This window comes from Ramlibacter sp. WS9, from assembly GCF_003797765.1.
In the GTDB taxonomy this organism is placed as follows: Bacteria; Pseudomonadota; Gammaproteobacteria; order Burkholderiales; family Burkholderiaceae_C; genus Ramlibacter.
Window position 1 is genome coordinate 461,922 of sequence record NZ_RKMB01000002.1, and the last position, 20,587, is coordinate 482,508.

The following is a 20,587-nucleotide window of genomic DNA, read 5'->3' on the forward strand; positions in this document are numbered from 1 at the left end:
GGCTATTGCGTCCAGTTTTCGATGACGAGCCCGGGCACTCGGGAAAATTCGCCGGTATTTGCGGTGACGACAGTACAGCCGGCCTCCCGTCCGTGGGCCGCTATCCAGTTGTCGTTAGGTCCAATCTTTTGCCCCTGCGCCTCCAGAAACTGCCGGATCTGGCCGTAGTGGCGGCATACGGGCTCGGCCAGCGGCATAACGGTGACGAGTTGCCCCAGTTTGTCCAGCAGTTCGTGATTTTTCTGCGGCGCACCGCTCTTGTCCGCACCGAAGCGCAGCTCGCCCATGCTGATGGCAGACATGGCGATGTCAGCCGCCGCGACGGCCTGCAAACGAGCTTGCAGCCGTTGCAAGCGATCACGCCCCGCTGGGTCGTTGGGCAGTTTGCCGCGTTTCAAGTCGCGCACAGCAATACAGGCGTTGGTGTCGAGCAAATACTTGGGCATCAAACGGGATCTTCTTCTTCGTCAATCAGACCAGGGCGGTGCTCCTGGGGCCGTACTTCGCGGATGGCATCGAATACATCGTCAGGCAACTCCGCAAGAAGCTGGATGACGTCCCAGGCAGTGGCTTCCTGCGCGTCCACCTCGCGGCCAATGCGTTCTATGGTCGGATCAAGCTCGTTTTTCAGCCGTTGAATGTCGGTGACTTCCAGGAAGTACCAGGAAAGGCCACCGAATTGGTCGCGCTGAGCGTTGACGGCGGGCAACCAGCGCTGCAAGGTGAAATAGCGCTTGAGTTCCTTGTCCTGCGCGAACCCTGTGATTTCGACGATGAGGTTGAATCGGCGCCCGCCCAGGGTTCTGATTCGGCACAGAAAGTCGGGAACGTAGCGACGGTCCTTGCCTGCCTTGTCCGTGTAAGGAATTTCAAAGCCGAGGAAAGCGTTCTTGACATAGCTTTCCACTGCGTCCGTCTGCTCAAAAGTCTTCGCGGCGAGTTGCTCCCAGCTGTCGGTATCGGCCACCACAAAATTGACTGGACTGTGATTGGTGACAAACACGGGTTTGGCGGTACTCGCCTGCACGTTCGCCGTGCTGCCGCGCGGGTTATAGCGATTGATAAGCGGAACGATGCGCGGGGTCTTATCAGCGGATTGATGCGCCTGCCTCTGCAAGCCCGCCGCCTCGATGCCCCGGTAGATGCTGGCGGCCACGGCGTGCTCGTCGTAGTAGCGTACAAGACGGCGAAGCGCCGGGTCCGTACCGCCGACGATGTCGATCTTGCTGGCATACCAAAGGCCCGCGATGCGCAGCAAATCTTTGAAATGCTCGAACTGCATCGTCCCCAGCTCGTTCTTGAAGAAGCGAGCCAAAGTCGCACGTGCCGCCCAGTAGATGACTTCCTGGTCGCGCATGCGGTCCACCTGGAGGCGAAGCTCCTGGGTGTCTGCCGAGAAGGCGGTGCCCAATGTAGTCTGAGTTGGCAAACGAGCAAGGTTGACCTCAAAAACAGGCACGCCGGAAAAATCCGCGTCCAACGCATCGACTTCCAGCGAGAGCTTGTAGCCCAGCACGTTGGGAAACTCGATGGTCAGTTCGGCGCGTTCAGGCACGGCGCGCAGGTACTTGATGTCCTGCGGCGTGGGCAAGTCGGCCGACCCGCCTTTGAAGAACTTGAACGGCACGCCGATGATGTGGGCGTACTCCGGCGGAAACTTGCCCGTCTTGGGGTCGATGAAGTATTCGCGCCGTCGCAATGCGCGGCCGGCAACCTGCTCACACAGCAGCTGGGAGCCGAAGGCGCGGATGCCAACGATGTGCGTCACGGTGTTCGCATCCCAGCCTTCGGTCAGCATGCCGACGCTGACCACACAGCGGATGTGCTGACCCAGCTTGCCCGGCCGCCCCACGGTATTCACTACTTCGCGCAGCAAGTCCGCATCGGTCAGCGCTTCAATCGACCGGTGGGGCTGGGTCAAGCGAAATTCCCGTTTGAACTCCTCGATTTCAGTGGCAAAGACCTTCTTGAACTCGTCGTTCACTTGCCCCGAGTGCTCCAATGCATCCGAATCGATCAGCAGCGTAGGGGGTCGATGGCGCGGCTGCCGAGTTTGTGGATCGAAGTTGGAAAACAGATCTTGCGCACCACGAACCACCATTGGCTTGCCGTCGGGCGACAGCGTTTCGTAGCCAGCAATGAGTTTGTAGACTTCTTTCGACACGGTCGTGTTGCTGCAAACCACGATGAATACGGGCGGGGCAGTGAACATGTCACGCCTGCGCTCGCCCTGTTCACGCAGCCCCTTGTCATAAGCTGCGTAGTGTTCGTAGAACTGGTCCAGCGCCTGCTTGAGCAGCGGCGGCAGTTGCGGCGGCGCTTCGGCCAGCTCGCTCTTACCACCGTCTTTTGCCTTGGCCTCTAGCCGCGCGGTGCGCTGGCCCTTCGTGGGCAAACCGTCCTTACAGGCTTCGTAGAGATTCCGAAGCGTCGGTTCGTCCAGCGTTTGCGCGTTGTCATTGACTGGCAGGAAGGGAATCTTGACCAGGCCTGCCTCAATCGCTTCGATGAGGCCAAAGTCCGACACCATCCACGGAAAGAACGAATACGCCGGCCAACCGGACCCGGAAAGAAAATACGGCGTAGCGGAGAGGTCATACACGCCGGCAAGCTGCCATCGACGCCCGATTTCGCGCACCCCGGAAAACCAGACGGCGGCGCGCTGGTTTTCGGTAGCGCTCGCCTCTTCGTCGGTATCGCGGCCCTTGGCTCGCGGCAAGTAGCAGTGGTGCGCCTCGTCGTTGATGACCAGCAAGCGACGGCCGGGTTTGAACCCCGGAAGCACGCGACGCAAGACTTCAGCGGCGTTCTCCAACGCTTGAGTTTTCTTACCATCGGCGCCAATCTTACCGTCCATGGGGCTTCTCTTGTTGCCGCCGATCTGGCGTGCTTCGAAGGCATGGAAGTTGGTGATGACCAGACGGGCGTTCAGCCCAGCCAGCAAGCCCGCGCTCACAGGTGGCACCAGTTGCCGCTGGCGATAGTAGTCGGCCGCGTCGATGTCTCGCTCGGCCAGAGTGTCGACGCGCAGCACCGCGAGGCGGTCGCGAATGGTCACGCCGGGAGCAACGATCAGAAAGTAGTCAGCATACCGTGTGTCGTTGCGATATTCGCAGCGATTGAGGTAGTGATAGAGCAACAGGCAGGCCATGACAACTGTCTTGCCCGTACCCGTGGCCATCTTGAAGCAGACGCGCGGCAGGATGCTGGCTTCGTCACCGACGGATTCGTTTGCCAGGCGCAGTTGCCCGAGTACATGAGTGCCTGCATTGGACTTGTGAGCAACTTCGTTTAGCCAAATGGCGGTTTCCACAGCTTCGCGCTGGGCAAAGAACAGTTGCTTGTGCGCCGGACGCTCGGGATTCCGAAACCAGTAGTCAAGTAAGCCCAGAGTGACCCGACTGGTCACGCCTTCATATCCGCCCGCACGCCATGCATTCACCTGCTCGCGGGCAAGATTGACCAACTGGTCCCGGTACTGGCCAGCCAAGTCGTTCACGTCGAACATGCTGGCCTGAGCCGTGCGTCCCAGCGGCACCTGAGGGGTCAGCGGGGCAAAGACACGGCGGCCGGGTAACGGCCGCTCATAGTCAAGGCTGCCGTCTTCGGCGGTGGCGTAGTGCAGCGCGGGCTCGTCGTACGGCCCGTTCAATATCGGGGAAGGCTCCGTCGCCTGAGCTTGTTTTTTGTTTGCAGCCATCTCGAGGTGCCCGCATTATCACTGCGAACGCCCGGAAAATGACCGTTCAATTCACTGCACGACCTGCGCCAGCTCGCCCTGGGCGTACTTGGCGGCGACCACCTGCAGCGGCGCGCCCTTGATCTTGCCGGCCTGGCCTTCGCAGCCGAACTCGATGTAGCGCTGCTTGCAGATCTGCTTGGCGGCTTCGCGCGCGGGCTTGAGCCACTCTCGCGCGTCGAACTTCTCGGGGTTCTCGGCCAGGAACTTGCGCACGGCGCCGGTCATGGCCAAGCGGATGTCGGTGTCGATGTTGATCTTGCGCACGCCGAACTGGATGGCGTGCTGGATTTCCTCGACCGGCACGCCATAGGTTTCCTTCATTTTGCCGCCGTACTGGCGGATCTGCGCCAACAGGTCCTGCGGAACGCTGGAGCTGCCGTGCATCACGAGGTGCGTGTTGGGGATGCGGCGGTGGATTTCCTTGATGCGGTCGATGGCCAGGATGTCGCCGGTGGGCTTGCGCGTGAACTTGTACGCACCATGCGAAGTGCCGATGGCGATGGCCAGTGCGTCCAGTTGCGTGCGCTTGACGAAGTCGGCGGCCTGCTCGGGGTCGGTCAGCAACTGCTCCCGCGTCATCGTGGAGTCGGTGCCGTGGCCGTCTTCCTTGTCGCCCTTCATGGTTTCCAGGCTGCCCAGGCAACCCAGCTCGCCTTCGACGGTGACGCCGACCTTGTGCGCCATGTCGACGACCTTGCGCGTGACGTCGACGTTGTAGTCGTAGCTGGCGATGGTCTTGCCGTCGGCTTCGAGCGAGCCGTCCATCATGACCGAGGAGAAGCCCAGGTCGATGGCGCCGCGGCAGACGTCGGGGCTCTGGCCGTGGTCCTGGTGCATCACCAGCGGGATGGTGGGATACGCCTCGACCGCCGCCTGGATCAGGTGCTTGATGAAGGCCTCGCCGGCGTACTTGCGGGCGCCGGCGCTGGCCTGCAGGATCACCGGTGCGCCGGCTTCCTTGGCCGCTTCCATCACGGCCTGGACCTGCTCGAGGTTGTTGACGTTGAAGGCCGGGATGCCATAGCCGTTTTCGGCGGCATGGTCCAACAGTTCGCGCATGGAGACGATGGGCATGGTGGTAGTCCGTAAGCTTGAAGGAAACAGAGGCAACGCGGCCCCAGGCGATGAGCCCGTAACCGCGTGGTAACTGCCTGGATTTTACCCCGTCGACCCAGGCGCGCCAGTGCGTCCGGCCTGCACCGGGACCACCCAATCGAGCTAGGCACGCACCGGGGCTGCGGCCGGTTCCAGGAAAGCCAGCACGTCCGCACGCACCGGCGCCAGCCAGTCGAGCGGCCCCGCCATCGCGGCCAGCACCGTGGAATGGCCCACCCGGTCATACAGCTTGTGGCGCACCGGCACCCCGACTTTGCGCAACGCCGTCGCCAGCCCGACGGTGCTGCGCTGCGGGTTGACGGTGTCGTCCTCGCGCGCGGCGAGCAACAATGTGGGTGGCGCGATCGGCGACACATGAGCGAGCGGCTGAGTGTCGGGCGCGGTCGCCGGCCAGTTGAACGCCACCTGGGCGTCCGGATTGCGGATCGGCAGGAAATCATACGGGCCCGCCACGCCGATCCAGCCCGACAGCTGCCGCGGCACCAGCCCGACCGCCTTCAGCCAGCGCCCGTCCAGCGCCAGCATCGCGGCGTTGTACGCGCCCGCGCTGTGGCCCATGAGGTGGATGCGATCCGGGTCGACGGCGAGTGGCAGCACATTGTCGAAAGCCCACTTCACCGCCAGCGCGCAGTCCTCCAGGAACGCCGGATAGCGCACCTCGGGACTCAACCGATAGTCCGCGACGATGGCCGCGACACCGCCAGCGGCCAGCGCTTCCCCGACGAACCGGTAGTCGGCGCGTTCTCCGCGCGTCCAACCGCCGCCGTAGAAGAAGACCACGAGTGCACGCGGCCGGCTCGCGTCGAGCGGCAGGTAGATGTCGAGCTTTTGCCGCCGATGCCGGCCGTAGGCCACGCCCTCGCGGCCACGGTAGCTGTCGCGGGAGACGAACGCGTCGAGGACACCGGACGCTGAACAGCCCGCCAGCGGCGCGGCCAGCAGGGCCGCGAGGCCGGCGCGGCGGTTGATGCGTGGAAGCGTTGCGCGGCCGTTCATGCCTGCAGTACGCCCGGCGGGCGGCTTCGGTTTCAGGCCGCCCGGCAGATCTTCAGCATGTTGGTTCCGCCGGGAGCCCCCATCGGCTCGCCGCAAGTGATCGCGTAGATGTCGCCCGAAGACAATACCCCGCGCTTCTTCAGGTGCGCTTCGGCGTCGCGCAGGGCCATGTCGCGCTCGGCGCTCTGGTCCATCAGCAGCGGCCGCACGTTGCGGTACAGCGCCATTTTGCGCTGCGTCTCCAGCTTGGGCGTGAGCGCGTAGATCGGGATGTGGATGCGGTGGCGGCTCATCCACAGCGGGGTGGAACCGGAATCGGTGAGCGCCACGATCGCCTTGCATCCCAGGTGGTAGGCCGTGAACAGCGCGCCCATGGCGATCGACTGGTCGATGCGCCCGAAGGTCATGCCGGTGAAGTCCGCGTCCAGCTTGACGTCTTCGGCCTTCTCGGCCTCGGAGCAGATGTTGGCCATCTCGATGATGGTCTCCAGCGGGAACTTGCCGCTGGCCGTCTCGGCGGAGGTCATCACCGCGTCGGTGCCGTCCAGCACCGCGTTGGCGACGTCGCTCACCTCGGCGCGGGTGGGCACCGGGTTGGTGATCATCGACTCCATCATGTGGGTCGCGGTGATCACGACCTTGTCGAGTTCGCGAGCCATGCGGATCATGCGTTTCTGCAGCGCCGGCACCGCGGCATTGCCCACTTCGATGGCGAGGTCGCCACGGGCGACCATGATGCCGTCGCTGGCGCGGCAGATGGCTTCCAGGTTCGGGATCGCCTCGGCACGTTCGATCTTGGCGATCAGGCCCGGCCGGTGGCCATAGTCGGACGCGGCCACGTTGCACAACTGGCGCGCCATTTCCATGTCGGTGGCGTTCTTGGGGAAACTCACGGCCACGTAATCGGCCTGGAAACTCATCGCGGTGCGGATGTCCTCCATGTCCTTGGCCGTCAGCGCCGGCGCCGTCAGGCCGCCGCCCTGCTTGTTGATGCCCTTGTTGTTGGACAGCACGCCGCCCACCTTGACGGTGCAGCGGACCTGCTCGCCCTTGACCGAGTCCACCGTCATCACGATCAGGCCGTCGTTGAGCAGCAGCGTGTCGCCGGCCTTCACGTCTCGCGGCAATTCCTTGTAGTCCAGTCCCACGCCCATGTTGTCGCCGAGTTCGGTGCGGGAACCGTCCAGCACGAACTTCATGCCGCCTTCCAGCGTGACCTTGCCTTCAGCAAATTTACCGACGCGGATCTTCGGGCCTTGCAGGTCGGCCATGATGGCCACCTCGCGGCCGGCGCGCTGGGCGGCCGCGCGCACGGTGGCCGCGCGGTCGATATGGTCCTGCGCCGTGCCGTGGCTGAAATTCAGCCGCACCACGTTCACGCCGGCGCGAATCATCTGCTCGAGAAGAGCCGGATCGCTGGACGCGGGGCCGAGGGTGGCAACGATCTTGGTGGCGCGACGGGCCATGGAGTCTCCGATACGGTTATGTAATTAAGTTTCGGATTCTCGCCGAGATAGCGTTACATGTCAGGTACGAAAGCCCCAGCCGATGCGCAAGCGAAGGTAAAACTGTTTCACCCGGCCGCGCGTTTTTGCAGGATTTCGAACGCTGGCAGCGTCTTGCCTTCCAGGACTTCCAGGAAGGCGCCACCCCCGGTGGAGATGTAGCTCACGTCCTTCTCGATCCCGTATTTCGCGATGGCCGCCAGCGTGTCGCCGCCGCCCGCAATGCTGAACGCACTCGAATCGGCAATCGCGCGGGCGATGGTCTCAGTGCCGTGGGCAAACGCATCGAACTCGAACACACCGACCGGCCCGTTCCAGACGATGGTGCCGGCGGACTTGAGTTGCTCGGCCAGGCGGGCCGCTGTCTGCGGGCCGATATCGAGTATCAGGTCGTCGTCGTCCACGTCGGTTGCGGCTTTGACGGTGGCCGGCGCGTCGGCTGCGAAAGTCTTGGCGGTGACCACGTCGGTGGGGATCGGCACTTCGGCGCCGCGCGCCTTCATGGCCTCGATGACCGCCTTGGCTTCTTCAAGGAGGTCGGCCTCGGCCAGCGACTTGCCGATTTTCAGGCCCGCCGCCAGCATGAAGGTATTCGCGATGCCCCCGCCGACAATCAGCTGGTCGACGTTGCGCGACAACGACTTGAGGATGGTGAGCTTGGTCGACACCTTGGAGCCGGCGACGATGGCGGCGAGCGGCCGCTTCGGATTGGCCAGCGCTTTGCTGATGGCATCGATCTCGGCGGCCAGCAGCGGGCCGGCGCACGCCACCTTGGCGTACTGCGCGATGCCGTAGGTGGAGGCTTCGGCGCGGTGTGCCGTTCCGAAAGCGTCGTGGACGAAGATGTCGCACAGGGCGGCCATCTTCTTGGCGAGTTCCGCATCGTTCTTCTTTTCGCCCTTGTTGACGCGGCAGTTTTCCAGCAGCACGACCTGGCCCGGCTCGACCTGCACGCCGTCCACCCAGTTCGCCACCAGCGGAACCTCGCGCCCCAGCAGTTCGCCCAGGCGCTTGGCAACAGGCGCGAGCGAGTCCTCGGGCTTGAAAGCGCCTTCGGTGGGCCGGCCGAGGTGCGAGGTGACCATCACCGCCGCGCCGGCTTTCAGCGCCAGCTCGATGCAGGGCACCGACGCGCGCACGCGCGTGTCTTCGGTGATGTTGCCGGCGTCGTCCTGCGGCACATTGAGGTCGGCGCGGATGAAGACGCGCTGGCCGCGCGCCTTGCCTTGGTCACAGAGATCGGTAAAGCGCAGGACGTTCATGGCGGATCTAATAGAGGAAAACCGCCGATTTTAGGGCGCCCCATCCCTGCCGAGTTACCTGCCCAGTTACCAGCCGAGCACCAGGTGCAGCGGCAAGTACACCGCCATGCCACCGGCGATGGTGAGCAGCACGCTTCGGCGCCAGAAGTACAGGAGAGCACCCACCGGCGCCGCGAACAGCCGTGCGTCCTGCCAGGTTCCCACCAACTGGCCCCCGGCCATCACCACTTCCGGCGCGATCACCCCGGCCAGCGCCGCGACTGGGGCGTAGTGCAGCGCGCGGTCGGCCCATCCCGGCAACGTCCAGGCGCGGTCCAGGATGAAGAAGAAGCAGCGCGTGAGCACGGTGATGCAGGCCAGGCCCACGATCACCGCCATCGTCCACAGGTCGGTTCCAGTCATGACGCAGTCCTCGCCGCCGGCGGCAACCGCTTTTCCAGCCAGAAGCTCACCAGCACGGCCACCGCAATCGCGAACACGATATTCAATTTGAGCGGCAATGCGTAGGCAGCCACCGCCGCGGCGCCCGCGATAAGTACCGACAGGCGCCGCAGCGGGGTGTTAGCCAGCGAACAGAGGATGCCGACCAGGCACAGCACGCCGGCAAAGCCCAGGCCCCAGGCCGCGGGAATCAGGTTGCCCAAGAAGATGCCGGCGATGCTGGACAGCATCCAGCTGGTCCAGGTGGTGAAGTAATTGCCAGACAGAAACGCCTCCTGCTCGCGGCCCTCTTCATCGGTCTGCGGCGGTTCAGGAAAGCGGTGGGTGAACATGGCGTAGCTCATGTCCGCCGTGAGGTAGCCATTGACCATGCGGCGCCAGCGCGGCATGTGCATCAGGTAGGGCCGCAGGTGCAGGCTGAACACCACGAAGCGGAGGTTGACGCAGAAGCCGGTGGCCAGGATCACCCAGGCCGGCGCGCCCGCGACGATGAGCGGAATGGAGGCCAGCTGCGAACTGCCCGCATAGACCAGCAGCGTCATGGCCAGCGCCTCGAAGGCGCTCATGCCGGACTTCACCATGGCCACGCCGGTCATCAGGCCCCAGGCCGCGACGCTCGTGGCCAGCGGCGCCATTTCGCGCGCGGCCTCGCGGAACGCCGGGTGGCTGTAGTTGGAACGGAGGAAGAACACGAGGAAGCTAGGCGGGGCGGGGCTCGAACGTCATGCCGGGCTTCAGATCGAAGCCGCGCAGGAAGTCTGCCACAGGCAGGCGTTTGCCGCCGGCGCGCTGCAACTGCGTCAGGCGCAGCGTGCCCTGGCCACAGCACACGTCGACGCCCTCGGGGCTCACGAATTCGATGCGGCCGGGCAATGCCTCGCCGCTCGGCGCTGCTTCAACCGGTTCGCCGGCCCACAGCTTGATCGTCTCGCCCTGCAGCGCGCTGCTGGCGCCAGGGAAGGGATCGAACGCGCGGATACGGCGCGCAATCGCTTCGGCCGGCTGCGACCAATCCACAGCGGCTTCGGCTTTCTCGATCTTGTGCGCGTAGGTGACGCCTTCTTCGGGCTGCTTCACGGGCCGGAAACCGCCGCACGCCGCGATCTCCAGCGCTTCCACGATCAGCCTTCCACCCAGCACGGCCAACTTGTCGTGCAGCGAACCTGTGGTGTCGAGCGGCGCAATGGCGATGCGTTCGGTCACCAGCATGTCGCCCGTGTCCAGGCCCGCGTCCATTTGCATGATGGTGATGCCGGTCTCGCTGTCGCCGGCCTCGATCGCGCGGTGGATGGGTGCGGCGCCGCGCCAGCGCGGCAACAGCGATGCATGGATGTTGAGGCACCCGAGGCGCGGCGCGTCCAGCACCCATTGCGGCAGGATCAGTCCGTACGCGGCGACAACCATCACGTCGGCGTTGGCCGCATCAATGGCGGCCTTCGCAGCCGCCGCGTCCTCCGGGTACTTGCCGTCCAGCCGCAGGCTGCGCGGCTGCGCCACGTCGATGCCGTGTGCCAGGGCGAACTGCTTGACCGGCGAAGCCTGCAGCTTCAGGCCGCGGCCCGCCGGGCGATCCGGCTGCGTCAGCACGAGGGGAATGGTGAAGCCGGCGGCGTGCAGGCGCTCGAGCGCGACGCGGGCGAAGTCGGGCGTACCCGCGAAGATGACACGCACTTTGTTGTTGTAGAGCTAATTGCGATCGTTCGGCGCGTTGATGAATTCCATGCCCGGGTGCGCACGCTGCACCACGTTCTGCCGGTCGAGGTACACGTAGTAGAACATGTCGCTGTTGGCGGTGTCGCGCCAGCGGTAGGTCATCACCGGGCCGTTCCAGCTGGCGACGCCGTCGACCCAGGCGGGCCGGCCGAACTCGCGCTCCACGTCGTCCCGCGTCCACTTGCCCGGCTCGATGCGGTGGAAGTTCGCTTCCGTCAGCACCTGGCGCGACTGCACGACCTTGCCGCCGCTGTCCAGGTCCACCATCCAGGCGTGCCGGCCGACCGGCTGCAATGTGTACTGCAAGCGCTCACCGCCATTGGGCAGGCGCACCACGCGGTAAGGCCCGCCCATCCGCGCAACGACGGCGTCGCGCGGCGTGCCGGGTGGAATGTCATACCCCGCAAACGGGTTGCCTGCGCAGCCGAACAGCAAGGCCAAAGGGAGGGCAAAATGGAGGGCCAACAACAGTTTGCGCATGATGGACTGCTCCTGCGAGTCGCTCGGAATCAGGCGCGTTCGGTTTCGCGCCGGGCCTTGAGCATCTTGGTCTTGATGCGGTTGCGCTTGAGGGGCGAGAGGTACTCGACGAACACCTTGCCCAGAAGGTGGTCCATCTCGTGCTGGATGCAGATGGCGAGCGTGCCCTCGGCCTCGATGGTGCGCGAACGCCCTTCGCCATCGAGAGCCGTGACCTTGATCGACGTCGACCGCTCGACGCCGTCATAGATGCCGGGCACCGACAGGCAGCCTTCCTCGTTCAGCTTCTTTTCCGGGCTGGCCCAGGTGATCTCGGGGTTCACGAGCACCAGGGGCTGGTCGCGATCCTCGGAGATGTCGATGACGACCAGGCGCTCGTGCACGTCGACCTGGGTCGCGGCCAGGCCGATGCCGTTCGCGTCGTACATGGTTTCCAGCATGTCGGCGACGAGCTTTTTGATGCGCGCATCAACGGCCTGGACGGGCTTGGCGACCGTGTGGAGTCGGGGATCGGGGTAGTAAAGAATGGGAAGGAGGGCCATAGGAAAACCAGAAAGGTGTCGCTATTTTCGCCACTTTTGGCTTTTCCGGCACAGTCCGGATGCCATAAACGTTGCCCAATCAAGGGCTTGAGCGCAGAATCGCCAGTACTTTGTCAAGACTTTCGACTGCCTCCGGCCCCCTGGCCGACGGTCGCGGCCCGCAATGCACCAACACAGCAATATCCCGATGACGGCACCCGATTCCCGCGGCGGCCGCGCCCTGCTTACCTGGACGGCGCTGGCTGCGGCAGCTGTCCTCTTGAGCTCGCCTGTCCTGGCGCAGAACTTCCCCATCACCCCTGGCCAGCGATCCACGGCCCAGCAGGTGGCGCAAGCGGGCATTCCGCTGTCGGAGCTGGCGCCGAACGCGCCGGACGAGTACACGGTCAAGCGCGGCGACACCTTGTGGGCCATTTCGGGCCTCTTCCTCAAGAGCGCGTGGCGTTGGCCCGAGCTCTGGGGCATGAACATGGAAGAGGTGCGCAACCCGCACCGCATTTATCCCGGACAGCACCTGGTGCTGGAAAAGGTGGACGGGCTTGCACGCCTCAGGGTGCGCAGCGCCCAGGGCGAGGTCCCGACCGAAACCATCCGCGTGAGCCCGCGCACCCGCGTCGAAGCGCTGACCGGCGACGCCTCGGTGCCAACCTTGCAAACGCACCTGATCGAGCCGTTCCTGTCCGAGCCGATCATCATCGACGAGGCGGAGTTGATGCGGGCGCCGCGCATCGTGGCCGCCCCCGAACACCGGGTGCTGATCACGCGCGGTGACCGCGCCTATGCCCGCGGCCTCGCTGCCACGCCGTTGAAGCAGCGCGTCGAAGGGCGCGACGACGCCTACCGGGTGTTCCGGGAGGCCCGCCCGCTGCGGGACCCGGTGACGAAAACCGTGCTGGGCTACGAGGCGATGTACCTGGGCAAGGCGGCGCTGGTGCGCAGCGAAACCAACGAAATGGTCCGTGTCAGCAGTGGCAAGGACGAAAACACCATCATCGCCGGGACGATCGACATCGTGTCGGCCAAGGAAGAAATGCGCGTGGGCGACCGGTTGCTGCCGGAACCGCCGCGCCAGTTCCTCAGCTACGTGCCGCACGCGCCGTCCGGCCCCATGACTGGCACCATCGTGTCCGTGTACGGCAACGCGGTGGCAATCGCCGGGCAGAACCAGGTGGTCGTGATCAACAAGGGCACCGCCGATGGCATCGAGATGGGCCACGTGCTGGCCATCCTGAAAGACGGCCAGCGCAAGATCGACCGCTCCCAGCCCGGCGAGCACACCAACATCAAGCTGCCCAACGAGCGCAATGGCCTGTTGATGGTGTTCCGGCCGTACGAAAAACTTTCCTACGCGCTGATCCTCGAGATCAACGACACGGTCAAGATCGGCGACGGCGTCGTCAACCCGCGCTAGGCTTGCGCCCATGGAGCGCGGCGAGCTCGCGGCCTGGCTGCGCCTGGCGCTCACCCCTGACGTCGGCAACCTGGCGGCCCGCAGCCTGTTGGCCGCCTTCGGCTTGCCCGAGGCCATCTTCCGCCAGTCCGAAGAAGCGCTGCAGCAGGTCGTCACCGTGGCCCAGGCCAAGGCCCTGCAACGCGAACCGGCCGGGCTCGAAGCGCTGACGGACACGACCTGGCAGTGGCTTGAAGAGGCCCAGCCGTTCCAGAGCCGATGCGTGCTGACGCTGGCGGACGCCCGCTACCCGCCGGGCCTGCTGGCCACCGAAGACCCGCCGCCCATGTTGTACGCCATGGGCCAGCTGCCCGACGCTTGGCCGGTGGGCATCGCCATCGTGGGTAGCCGCAACCCGACGCCGCAGGGCCTCACGAATGCCAGGCAGTTCTCGCGCAGCCTGGCGCAAGCGGGGCTGACGGTCGTTTCAGGCCTGGCGCTGGGTGTGGACGGCGCCGCCCATGAAGGCGCGCTGGAGGGCGCCGGCGCAGGCCAGTTGGCGACGATCGCCGTCGTCGGCACCGGCCTCGACCGCGTGTACCCCAAGCGCCACCTCGAACTGGCCCACCGGATTGCCCTGCGGGGCGCCATCGTCAGCGAATACCCGCTCGGCACGCCGCCGATCGCGGCCAACTTTCCGCGCCGCAATCGGATCATTTCGGCGCTGAGCCAGGGCACGCTGGTGGTGGAAGCCGCATTGCAGTCCGGCTCGCTGATCACGGCGCGGATGGCCGCCGAACAGGGACGCGAGGTATTCGCCATCCCGGGCTCCATCCACTCGACGCAGTCCCGAGGTTGCCATCTGCTGCTCAAGCAGGGAGCCAAACTGGTCGAGTCCGCCCAGGACGTGCTGGAAGAGTTGCCGATGCCGGACGGTCGCAAGCTCACGGCATCGAGGGTCGCGGTGAAGGCACAGGCTTCCGACGCGCAAGACGAGGAACCCGAAGACAGTTTGCTCGCCGCGCTGGGGTTCGATCCGGTGAGCCTGGATGCATTGATCGCACGCACAGGCATCTCGGCGGCCGACCTGCAGGCCCGCCTGCTGGAGCTTGAACTCGATGGCGATGTGGCCCGCTTGCCCGGCGGCCTGTTCCAGCGCGTGGCAGCCGGTTAAGCCGGTGCCGCTGAGGCCGCGGCGCAACACCGGCTTGCGCATCGTTGCTGCCGCCGCAAAGTTTCTGGGCTATATTGGGGCATGTTTGAAGTGCTCGTTTATGTGTACGAACACTACTGGCGCGGCGATGCCTGCCCTGAGCTGGAGCAGTTGGGCCGCAAGCTCAGCGCTCACGGTTTCGAGCCGGACGAAATCCATGATGCGCTGGTCTGGCTGGACGGCCTGAACCTCGCTGCGCAAAGCAGCCGCGAAAACGATCCACCAGAGCACGCTCCGTCCCCGGCCGTGCAATCGGCCGCCAGCATGCGCGTCTATTCCATCAAGGAGCAAGACCACCTGGGCGCCGAGTGCCTGGGCTTCGTCTCGTTCCTCGAATCATCGGGCGTTCTGCCGGCCGCGATGCGCGAGATCGTCATCGATCGCGCCATGGCCGCGCCGGGCGACCCGGTGTCGCTGGATGACCTCAAGATCATCGTGCTGATGGTGTACTGGAGCTTCGGCGAAGAGCCGGACGCGCTGGTGCTGGACGAGTTGTGCGATCCGGCCGAGGGCAGGCTCGCTCACTGAGCTTCGGTTCTAGTGAAGCAGGCGCTCGGGGTTCGCGTCCAGTTTGGCAAGCGCATCGCGCGTCGCGCGAACGGTGAGCGCCTCTTCTTCCGCAGGAAGCAGCAACCCGGCCTGAAGGTAGGCCGCCAGCCGTCGCGCCTGGATGAGGTAGCTGCGCCCGCCCATCGTGGCAAACAGGTGCAGCTGCCTGCGGTCGCTGCGCCAGACGTACTGGACCTGGATCGTCGCGCCGTTGTGGTCCAGCGCGAACCAGGTGCCCAATTGCAGCTCGTTGGCCCACGACAGCATCGCCGCGCTGGGGCGCGAGCCCCCGTCCGCCACGACCTCGATGGAGGAAGCGTCGATCCCGAGCATCAGCTCGATGCTGTCCGCATCCAGCGGCAAATCGGTCGCAGGGTCTTTCGCGACGTAGTCTTCGAGGTGGGCCAGCCGCTTGGCCATCACTTCGATCTGCGCGTGCGGGATGGCCTCGGTCTTCGACAGGAAGGCGTCGGCCAGCGTGTCGCCGATGATCTTGATGTGCGCTTCCTGCGCCTTGCCCTGGATGTTCACCAGCGTCATGCCCTGGCGCAGCCGCTGCAGGAGCTTGGGCAGGTCCTGGATCACCCTGGCGCGCTCCTGGCGGTTGGGCTTGGCGCTCGCGGCCCAGACCAGGTCGGATGCCGACGTCTTGAGCGCCAGCGTTTCCTCGTGCTGCGGCCCGTTCTTCACGGCCGACAGGGCCAGGACCTCGGCCCACACCTTGAACAGGAACTCGCGGATCTCTTCGCGCACCGGCAGGTCGGCCAGCATGCTGCGCAGCTCGATGGTGTACTGGATTGCCAAGGTCTCCTTCTGCTCGACCTGCTGCGCGACGCTCACCAGCCGTTGGGTGGGGGCGCTGTCGGTGAGGAAGCGGGAGAGGAATCTCTGGAATTCGTCGTAGACCAGCTGGAACACGCGCCGACCCGTTTCTGGATACTGCTCGATCACCTGCACGACACGCTTGATCTCGACTTCCAGCGCGGTGCCACCGATCGCGGCGGCGTCGAAGCCCATCACGCACGAGCCCATGCGGTCGATCAGCTGCCGCGCCGGGTGCTCCAGCGTGCCGAAGAACTCGGGCTCGGAGATGGCCACCCGCAACACCGGCATCTGCAGCCGGGCGAACCACACGCGGATTGCCGGCGGGATGCGCTCTTCTGAAAGAATGCTCTGGAACATCAGCGCGACGATCTCGATCGTGGCCTTCTCGTTCGACGTTTCGGCCTTCTGCTTGAGCTCGACGGTGCGGCGCCGCATGTCGGTCGCCACCTGCTGCACGGCCGCATCGTCGTACACGACGATTTCGTGGACGGTGGATCCAACGCCGGCAGCTTCGGTAATCGCCTGGATCTGGGTGATCTGGTTGGCCAGCGCCTGGGCCAGGGCCGGTGACGGCCGGGTCGGCGGATTGTCGTAGCCCACGACCTGGTCCGACAGCAAACGCTTGAGCCGGCCCAAGACGCCGCTGGCGCGCGCACGGGCCCGTGCCAGGGGCGGGTTCGATGTCATCAACCGCGTCTCGTCGGCCACTCCACCGCCCGGTCGCGAGCGCATGCCGGCATCGGGCCGCGAATCGGGAGATGCAGTTCCGCCGCTGGTTGCGCCTGCGTTGAAGTCCGAGTTGACGGCACCACGCTCGTGCTGGGCGTCCGGGCCACCGCCGTGACGGGCACCGGGCGCCGATGCGCCGCGCCGCACGCGCGTGCTCAAATCGATGTCGCGCATCACGCCGCGGCTGACGAGGAGCTGGTTGGCCGCTTTGTAGGCTTCGGTCACATGCTCGAGGATGTGTTTATGGATTACGTCCTGCACCAGCGTCCAGCTTTCGCGGGTGAGGCCAGCCGCAATCCATTGCTCGATCAGCATCTGGGCGAGCGCCTCAGGCCGCAGCACGTCGGTGCTGGCCAGTTCGTTGCCGCCCTCGAGGTATTGCATCCGGACGCGCAGGTCGTTCAGCTCGAAGCTCGCCTTTTCGCCGATGGCCAAGGCCAGGCGCGACGAGAGGATCTTCTGCTCCACAACGTCGTCGCCGATCAGTTCCAGGCTCTTCGATTCGAGCCGGATGCGCGCGGTCGCGGTGGGCGGGATCAGCGCCTTCTGCCAGGCGTCGACGACCGCCTTGGCCCACCCTTGCCCGCCGCGCTCGAAGGACATCATCGCGTCGCGGCGCTCGTGCATCTCACGGGTGCTCGGGCTGGCCTGGACCAGTTCCGACATGCGGCTGCGCAGCGCCTGATACAACGGCGCGACTGCGGCTTGCAACTTGGCCACGAACTGCTCGCGCGTCTCGCGCGCGAGCCGTGCCCCAGAGTCTGATGGCAGTTGCGGCGGCGCGTTCACGTCGGCGGCGTCCCGGGCCCTAGACGGTAGCGCCCGCGTTGGGGTCGTTCGGGTCCTCGTCCTTGCGGCCGGCGGACTTGACCAGGTCTTCGCGCTTCACGCCCAGCCACATGGCGATGGCGGCGGCGACGAACACCGAGGAATAGATGCCGAACAGGATGCCGATGGTCAGCGCCAGGGCGAAGTAATGCAGCGTCGGGCCGCCGAACAGTAGCATCGACAGCACCATCATCTGCGTCGCACCGTGGGTGATGATGGTGCGGCTGATGGTCGACGTGATGGCGTTGTCGATGATCTGGATCGTCGTCATTTTCCGGTAACGCCGGAAGTTCTCGCGGATCCGGTCGAAGATCACGACCGATTCGTTGACCGAGTAGCCCAGCACCGCCAGCACCGCCGCCAGCACCGCCAGCGAGAACTCCCACTGGAAGAACGCGAAGAAGCCCAGAATGATGACCACGTCGTGCAGGTTGGCGATGATGGCCGCCACGGCGAACTTCCATTCGAAGCGGAAGGCGAGGTAGATCATGATGCCCGCGACGACGAAAGCCAGGGCTTTCAGGCCGTCGGTGGCGAGTTCCTCACCGACCTGGGGGCCGACGAACTCGGTGCGGCGCAGCACGACCTCCTTGTCCTGGGCCCTCAGCGCCGATAACACTTTCTCACTTTGTTGCGCGGAAATAACGCCCTTTTCGGCCCCCGCGCTCACTTTCGGCGCGGGCAGGCGGATCATCACATCGCGCGAAGTGCCGAAATTCTGGACTTGCACGTCGGAATAACCCAGCCCGGCCACGATGGTGCGCACCTTTTCGACGTCGGCGGGTTGCGAATAGCTCACCTCCATCACCGTGCCACCGGTGAACTCCACCGACAGGTGCAGGCCCCTGTGAAACAGGAAGAACACCGCGGCCGCGAACGTCAGGAACGAGACGACGTTGAAGATCAACGCGTTCTCCATGAACGGGATGTCGCGGCGGATCTTGAAGAACTCCATTTAATCCGTCCCCTTACTCGGCTTTGGTTATAGCGCCATCCGCGCCGGGACGCCAGACGGTGCCGATCGACACGGTCTTGAGTTTCTTCTTGCGGCCATACCAAAGATTGACCAGGCCGCGCGAAAAGAACACGGCCGAGAACATCGACGTGAGAATGCCGAGACAGTGAACGACGGCGAAGCCGCGCACCGGACCCGAGCCGAACGCGAGCAGCGCCAGGCCCGCGATCAGTGTCGTGATGTTGGAGTCGAAGATGGTGTTCCAGGCGCGGTCATAGCCGGCGCTGATCGCCGCCTGCGGCGAGGCGCCGCTTCGCAACTCTTCCCGTACCCGCTCGTTGATCAGCACGTTGGAGTCGATGGCCATGCCCAGCGCGAGCGCCATGGCCGCCATGCCGGGCAAAGTCAGCGTCGCCTGCAGCATCGATAACACCGCCACCAGCAGCAACAGGTTGAACGCCAGCGCCACGCCGGAGAACATGCCGAACAGCATGTAATAGCCGGCCATGAACAGGCAGATCGCGGCAAAGCCCCACGCCACGCTGTGGAAGCCCTTGGTGATGTTTTCCTTGCCCAGGCTCGGGCCGATGGTCCGTTCCTCGATGATTTCCATCGGCGCGGCCAACGAACCGGCGCGCAGCAGGAGGGCAACGTCGTTGGCCTCGGTGGTGGTCATGCGGCCGGAGATCTGCACGCGGCCGCCGCCAATCTCACTGCGGATCACCGGCGCTGTGACCACTTCGCCCTTGCCCTTTTCGAACAGCAGGATGGCCATGCGCTTGCCGACGCTCTCGCGGGTCACGTCCTTGAAGATGCGCGAGCCTTTGGCATCCAGCGTCAGGTGCACGGCGGCCTCTTGCGTCTGGCTGTCGAAACCCGGCTGCGCGTCGGTGAGGTTGTCGCCCGTGAGCACCACCTGCTTCTTGACCACGACGCCCTGGCCGTTTCTCTCCAGGTAGCGCTCGGCACCGAAGGGCACCGGTCCGGAACCTGCCTCCGCAGCGCGCGCCTCAGAGCTTTCATCGACCATCCGCACTTCCAGGGTCGCCGTCCGGCCGAGGATGTCCTTGGCCTTGGCCGTGTCTTGCACGCCGGGCAACTGCACCACGATACGGTCCAGACCCTGCTGCTGAATCACCGGCTCGGCGACGCCCAGCTCGTTGATGCGGTTGTGCAGCGTGACCATGTTCTGCTTGAGCGCCTGGTCCTGTACGCGGCGCGCCGCTTCAGGCTTGATGGTCGCGGTCAGCTTGTATTCGGTGCCGTCCGCCGCATCGACCGATTGCAGGTCCGGAAACTGGTCGGCCAAGACGGCCTTCGTCGCTTCCAGCGTCTGCGCGTCGCGGAAGCGCACCTCGATGGACTGGCCGTTGCGGTTGATGCCGCCATGCCGAATGCTCTTCTCACGGAGAATGCTGCGCAGATCGCCCGCGAGAGCCTCCGCCTTCTTGGTCAGCGCCGCCTGCATGTCGACCTGCAGCATGAAGTGCACGCCGCCGCGCAGATCCAGGCCCAGGTACATCGGCGCGGCGTTAAGCGCCGTCAGCCACTTCGGCGATGCCGAAACCAGGTTCAACGCGACGACGAACGGAGGATCGTTCGGATCCGGCACCAGGGCCTTCTGGATCGCATCCTTGGCCTTGAGCTGCGCGTCGCCGTTGTCCAGCCGCACTTTGACCGATGTGCCTTCCAGCGCGACGGATTCCGGCTTGATCTGCGCCGCGGCCAACGCCTGCTCCACGCGGGTCTTCGTGGTGTCGTCCACCTTGACGGTAGCCTTGCCCGAAGACACCTGCACCGCCGGCACTTCGCCGAAGAAATTGGGCAGCGTGTAGATCGCGCCGATGAGCAGGGCGACCACGATGATCGCGTACTTCCAGACCGGATATCGGTTCATCTTTTGAAACCTGAAGGACACGTGGTGCGATGCACCCGTGTCGGGCCTTACTTGACCGTGCCCTTGGGCAGGACTTGCACGACAGCGCTGCGCTGCAGTTGGACTTCGACACCATTGGCGATTTCGACGCCCAGGTACACGTCGCCCAGCTTCGTGATCTTGCCGATCATGCCGCCGGCAGTCGCCACCTCGTCGCCCTTGGCCAGCGCCTCGACCATGGCGCGGGCTTCTTTCTGGCGCTTCATCTGCGGCCGGATCATCACGAAATACAGCACCACGAACATCAGCACCAACGGCAGCATGCTCATCAACGATGACTGCATGTCGCCGCCGGCGGCGGTCTGGGCATAGGCGGAAGAAATGAACACAGCGGCTCCAGGCAAAAAAGTGATGTGGTGGCGAAA

At 65.0% G+C, this 20,587-nt stretch carries 18 protein-coding genes; 3 read left to right on the top strand and 15 right to left on the bottom strand.

Annotated features, from left to right (window positions below; genetic code table 11):
• Positions 1 to 2: 2 nt before the first annotated feature.
• The 11 genes from EEB15_RS05230 to def form a co-directional block, all read right to left on the bottom strand.
• Complete coding sequence (locus tag EEB15_RS05230; RefSeq protein WP_141508461.1) at positions 3 to 446, bottom strand: PIN domain-containing protein; 444 nt, start codon at positions 444 to 446, stop codon at positions 3 to 5.
• The gene (locus EEB15_RS05235; protein WP_141508462.1) at positions 446 to 3,700 is read right to left on the bottom strand and encodes a BPTD_3080 family restriction endonuclease; all 3,255 of its coding nucleotides are present in this window, start codon (positions 3,698 to 3,700) and stop codon (positions 446 to 448) included. The genes EEB15_RS05230 and EEB15_RS05235 overlap by 1 nt, the downstream gene beginning before the upstream one ends.
• Positions 3,701 to 3,751: 51 nt before the next feature.
• Complete coding sequence (gene fba, locus EEB15_RS05240) at positions 3,752 to 4,816, bottom strand: class II fructose-bisphosphate aldolase (protein ID WP_141508463.1); 1,065 nt, start codon at positions 4,814 to 4,816, stop codon at positions 3,752 to 3,754.
• Between the two features lie 144 nt (positions 4,817 to 4,960).
• Positions 4,961 to 5,854, bottom strand: coding sequence for an alpha/beta hydrolase (locus tag EEB15_RS05245; protein ID WP_141508464.1), 894 nt, complete (start codon positions 5,852 to 5,854; stop codon positions 4,961 to 4,963).
• A gap of 32 nt (positions 5,855 to 5,886) precedes the next feature.
• Positions 5,887 to 7,320, bottom strand: coding sequence for a pyruvate kinase (gene pyk / locus EEB15_RS05250; protein WP_141508465.1), 1,434 nt, complete (start codon positions 7,318 to 7,320; stop codon positions 5,887 to 5,889).
• A gap of 107 nt (positions 7,321 to 7,427) precedes the next feature.
• Positions 7,428 to 8,621 (bottom strand): phosphoglycerate kinase, encoded by a 1,194-nt coding sequence (locus EEB15_RS05255; protein ID WP_141508466.1) that lies wholly within the window; start codon positions 8,619 to 8,621, stop codon positions 7,428 to 7,430.
• 66 nt (positions 8,622 to 8,687) lie between these two features.
• Positions 8,688 to 9,023: an AzlD domain-containing protein gene (locus EEB15_RS05260; protein ID WP_141508467.1), complete on the bottom strand. Its 336-nt coding sequence runs from the start codon at positions 9,021 to 9,023 to the stop codon at positions 8,688 to 8,690.
• The gene (locus tag EEB15_RS05265; protein ID WP_370283378.1) at positions 9,020 to 9,754 is read right to left on the bottom strand and encodes an AzlC family ABC transporter permease; all 735 of its coding nucleotides are present in this window, start codon (positions 9,752 to 9,754) and stop codon (positions 9,020 to 9,022) included. The genes EEB15_RS05260 and EEB15_RS05265 overlap by 4 nt, the downstream gene beginning before the upstream one ends.
• A 7-nt stretch (positions 9,755 to 9,761) precedes the next feature.
• Entirely contained in the window at positions 9,762 to 10,733 is a 972-nt protein-coding gene (fmt, locus tag EEB15_RS05270; protein ID WP_141508468.1) for a methionyl-tRNA formyltransferase, read from the bottom strand.
• 15 nt (positions 10,734 to 10,748) lie between these two features.
• Positions 10,749 to 11,255 carry a hypothetical protein gene (locus tag EEB15_RS05275; protein WP_141508469.1) on the bottom strand — a complete coding sequence of 169 codons (507 nt, stop codon included), beginning with the start codon at positions 11,253 to 11,255 and terminating at the stop codon, positions 10,749 to 10,751.
• A 29-nt stretch (positions 11,256 to 11,284) separates the two neighbouring features.
• A complete protein-coding gene (gene def / locus EEB15_RS05280) occupies positions 11,285 to 11,797 on the bottom strand; it encodes a peptide deformylase (RefSeq protein WP_141508470.1) in 513 nt (170 codons plus the stop codon).
• 187 nt (positions 11,798 to 11,984) lie between these two features.
• Here def and EEB15_RS05285 point away from each other — a divergent pair, with 187 nt between their 5' ends.
• The 3 genes from EEB15_RS05285 to EEB15_RS05295 all read left to right on the top strand — a co-directional run bounded on the left by EEB15_RS05285 (position 11,985) and on the right by EEB15_RS05295 (position 14,928).
• Positions 11,985 to 13,208: a LysM peptidoglycan-binding domain-containing protein gene (locus tag EEB15_RS05285; RefSeq protein WP_233259355.1), complete on the top strand. Its 1,224-nt coding sequence runs from the start codon at positions 11,985 to 11,987 to the stop codon at positions 13,206 to 13,208.
• 10 nt (positions 13,209 to 13,218) lie between these two features.
• Positions 13,219 to 14,361, top strand: a complete 1,143-nt coding sequence (gene dprA / locus EEB15_RS05290) for a DNA-processing protein DprA (protein ID WP_141508472.1) — start codon at positions 13,219 to 13,221, stop codon at positions 14,359 to 14,361.
• 81 nt (positions 14,362 to 14,442) lie between these two features.
• Positions 14,443 to 14,928, top strand: a complete 486-nt coding sequence (locus EEB15_RS05295) for a DUF494 family protein (protein ID WP_141508473.1) — start codon at positions 14,443 to 14,445, stop codon at positions 14,926 to 14,928.
• Between the two features lie 9 nt (positions 14,929 to 14,937).
• Here the strand turns inward: EEB15_RS05295 and EEB15_RS05300 are convergent, their stop codons facing one another.
• The 4 genes from EEB15_RS05300 to yajC are packed head-to-tail and all read right to left on the bottom strand — an operon-like array spanning position 14,938 to position 20,551.
• Entirely contained in the window at positions 14,938 to 17,292 is a 2,355-nt protein-coding gene (locus tag EEB15_RS05300; RefSeq protein ID WP_233259356.1) for a DUF1631 domain-containing protein, read from the bottom strand.
• 19 nt (positions 17,293 to 17,311) lie between these two features.
• Positions 17,312 to 18,286 (bottom strand): protein translocase subunit SecF, encoded by a 975-nt coding sequence (secF, locus tag EEB15_RS05305; RefSeq protein WP_141508474.1) that lies wholly within the window; start codon positions 18,284 to 18,286, stop codon positions 17,312 to 17,314.
• A gap of 13 nt (positions 18,287 to 18,299) precedes the next feature.
• Positions 18,300 to 20,183, bottom strand: a complete 1,884-nt coding sequence (secD, locus tag EEB15_RS05310) for a protein translocase subunit SecD (RefSeq protein ID WP_141508475.1) — start codon at positions 20,181 to 20,183, stop codon at positions 18,300 to 18,302.
• A gap of 47 nt (positions 20,184 to 20,230) precedes the next feature.
• On the bottom strand, positions 20,231 to 20,551 hold the full coding sequence (gene yajC / locus EEB15_RS05315) for a preprotein translocase subunit YajC (protein ID WP_141508476.1): 321 nt from the start codon (positions 20,549 to 20,551) through the stop codon (positions 20,231 to 20,233).
• Between the last annotated feature and the right edge of the window lie 36 nt (positions 20,552 to 20,587).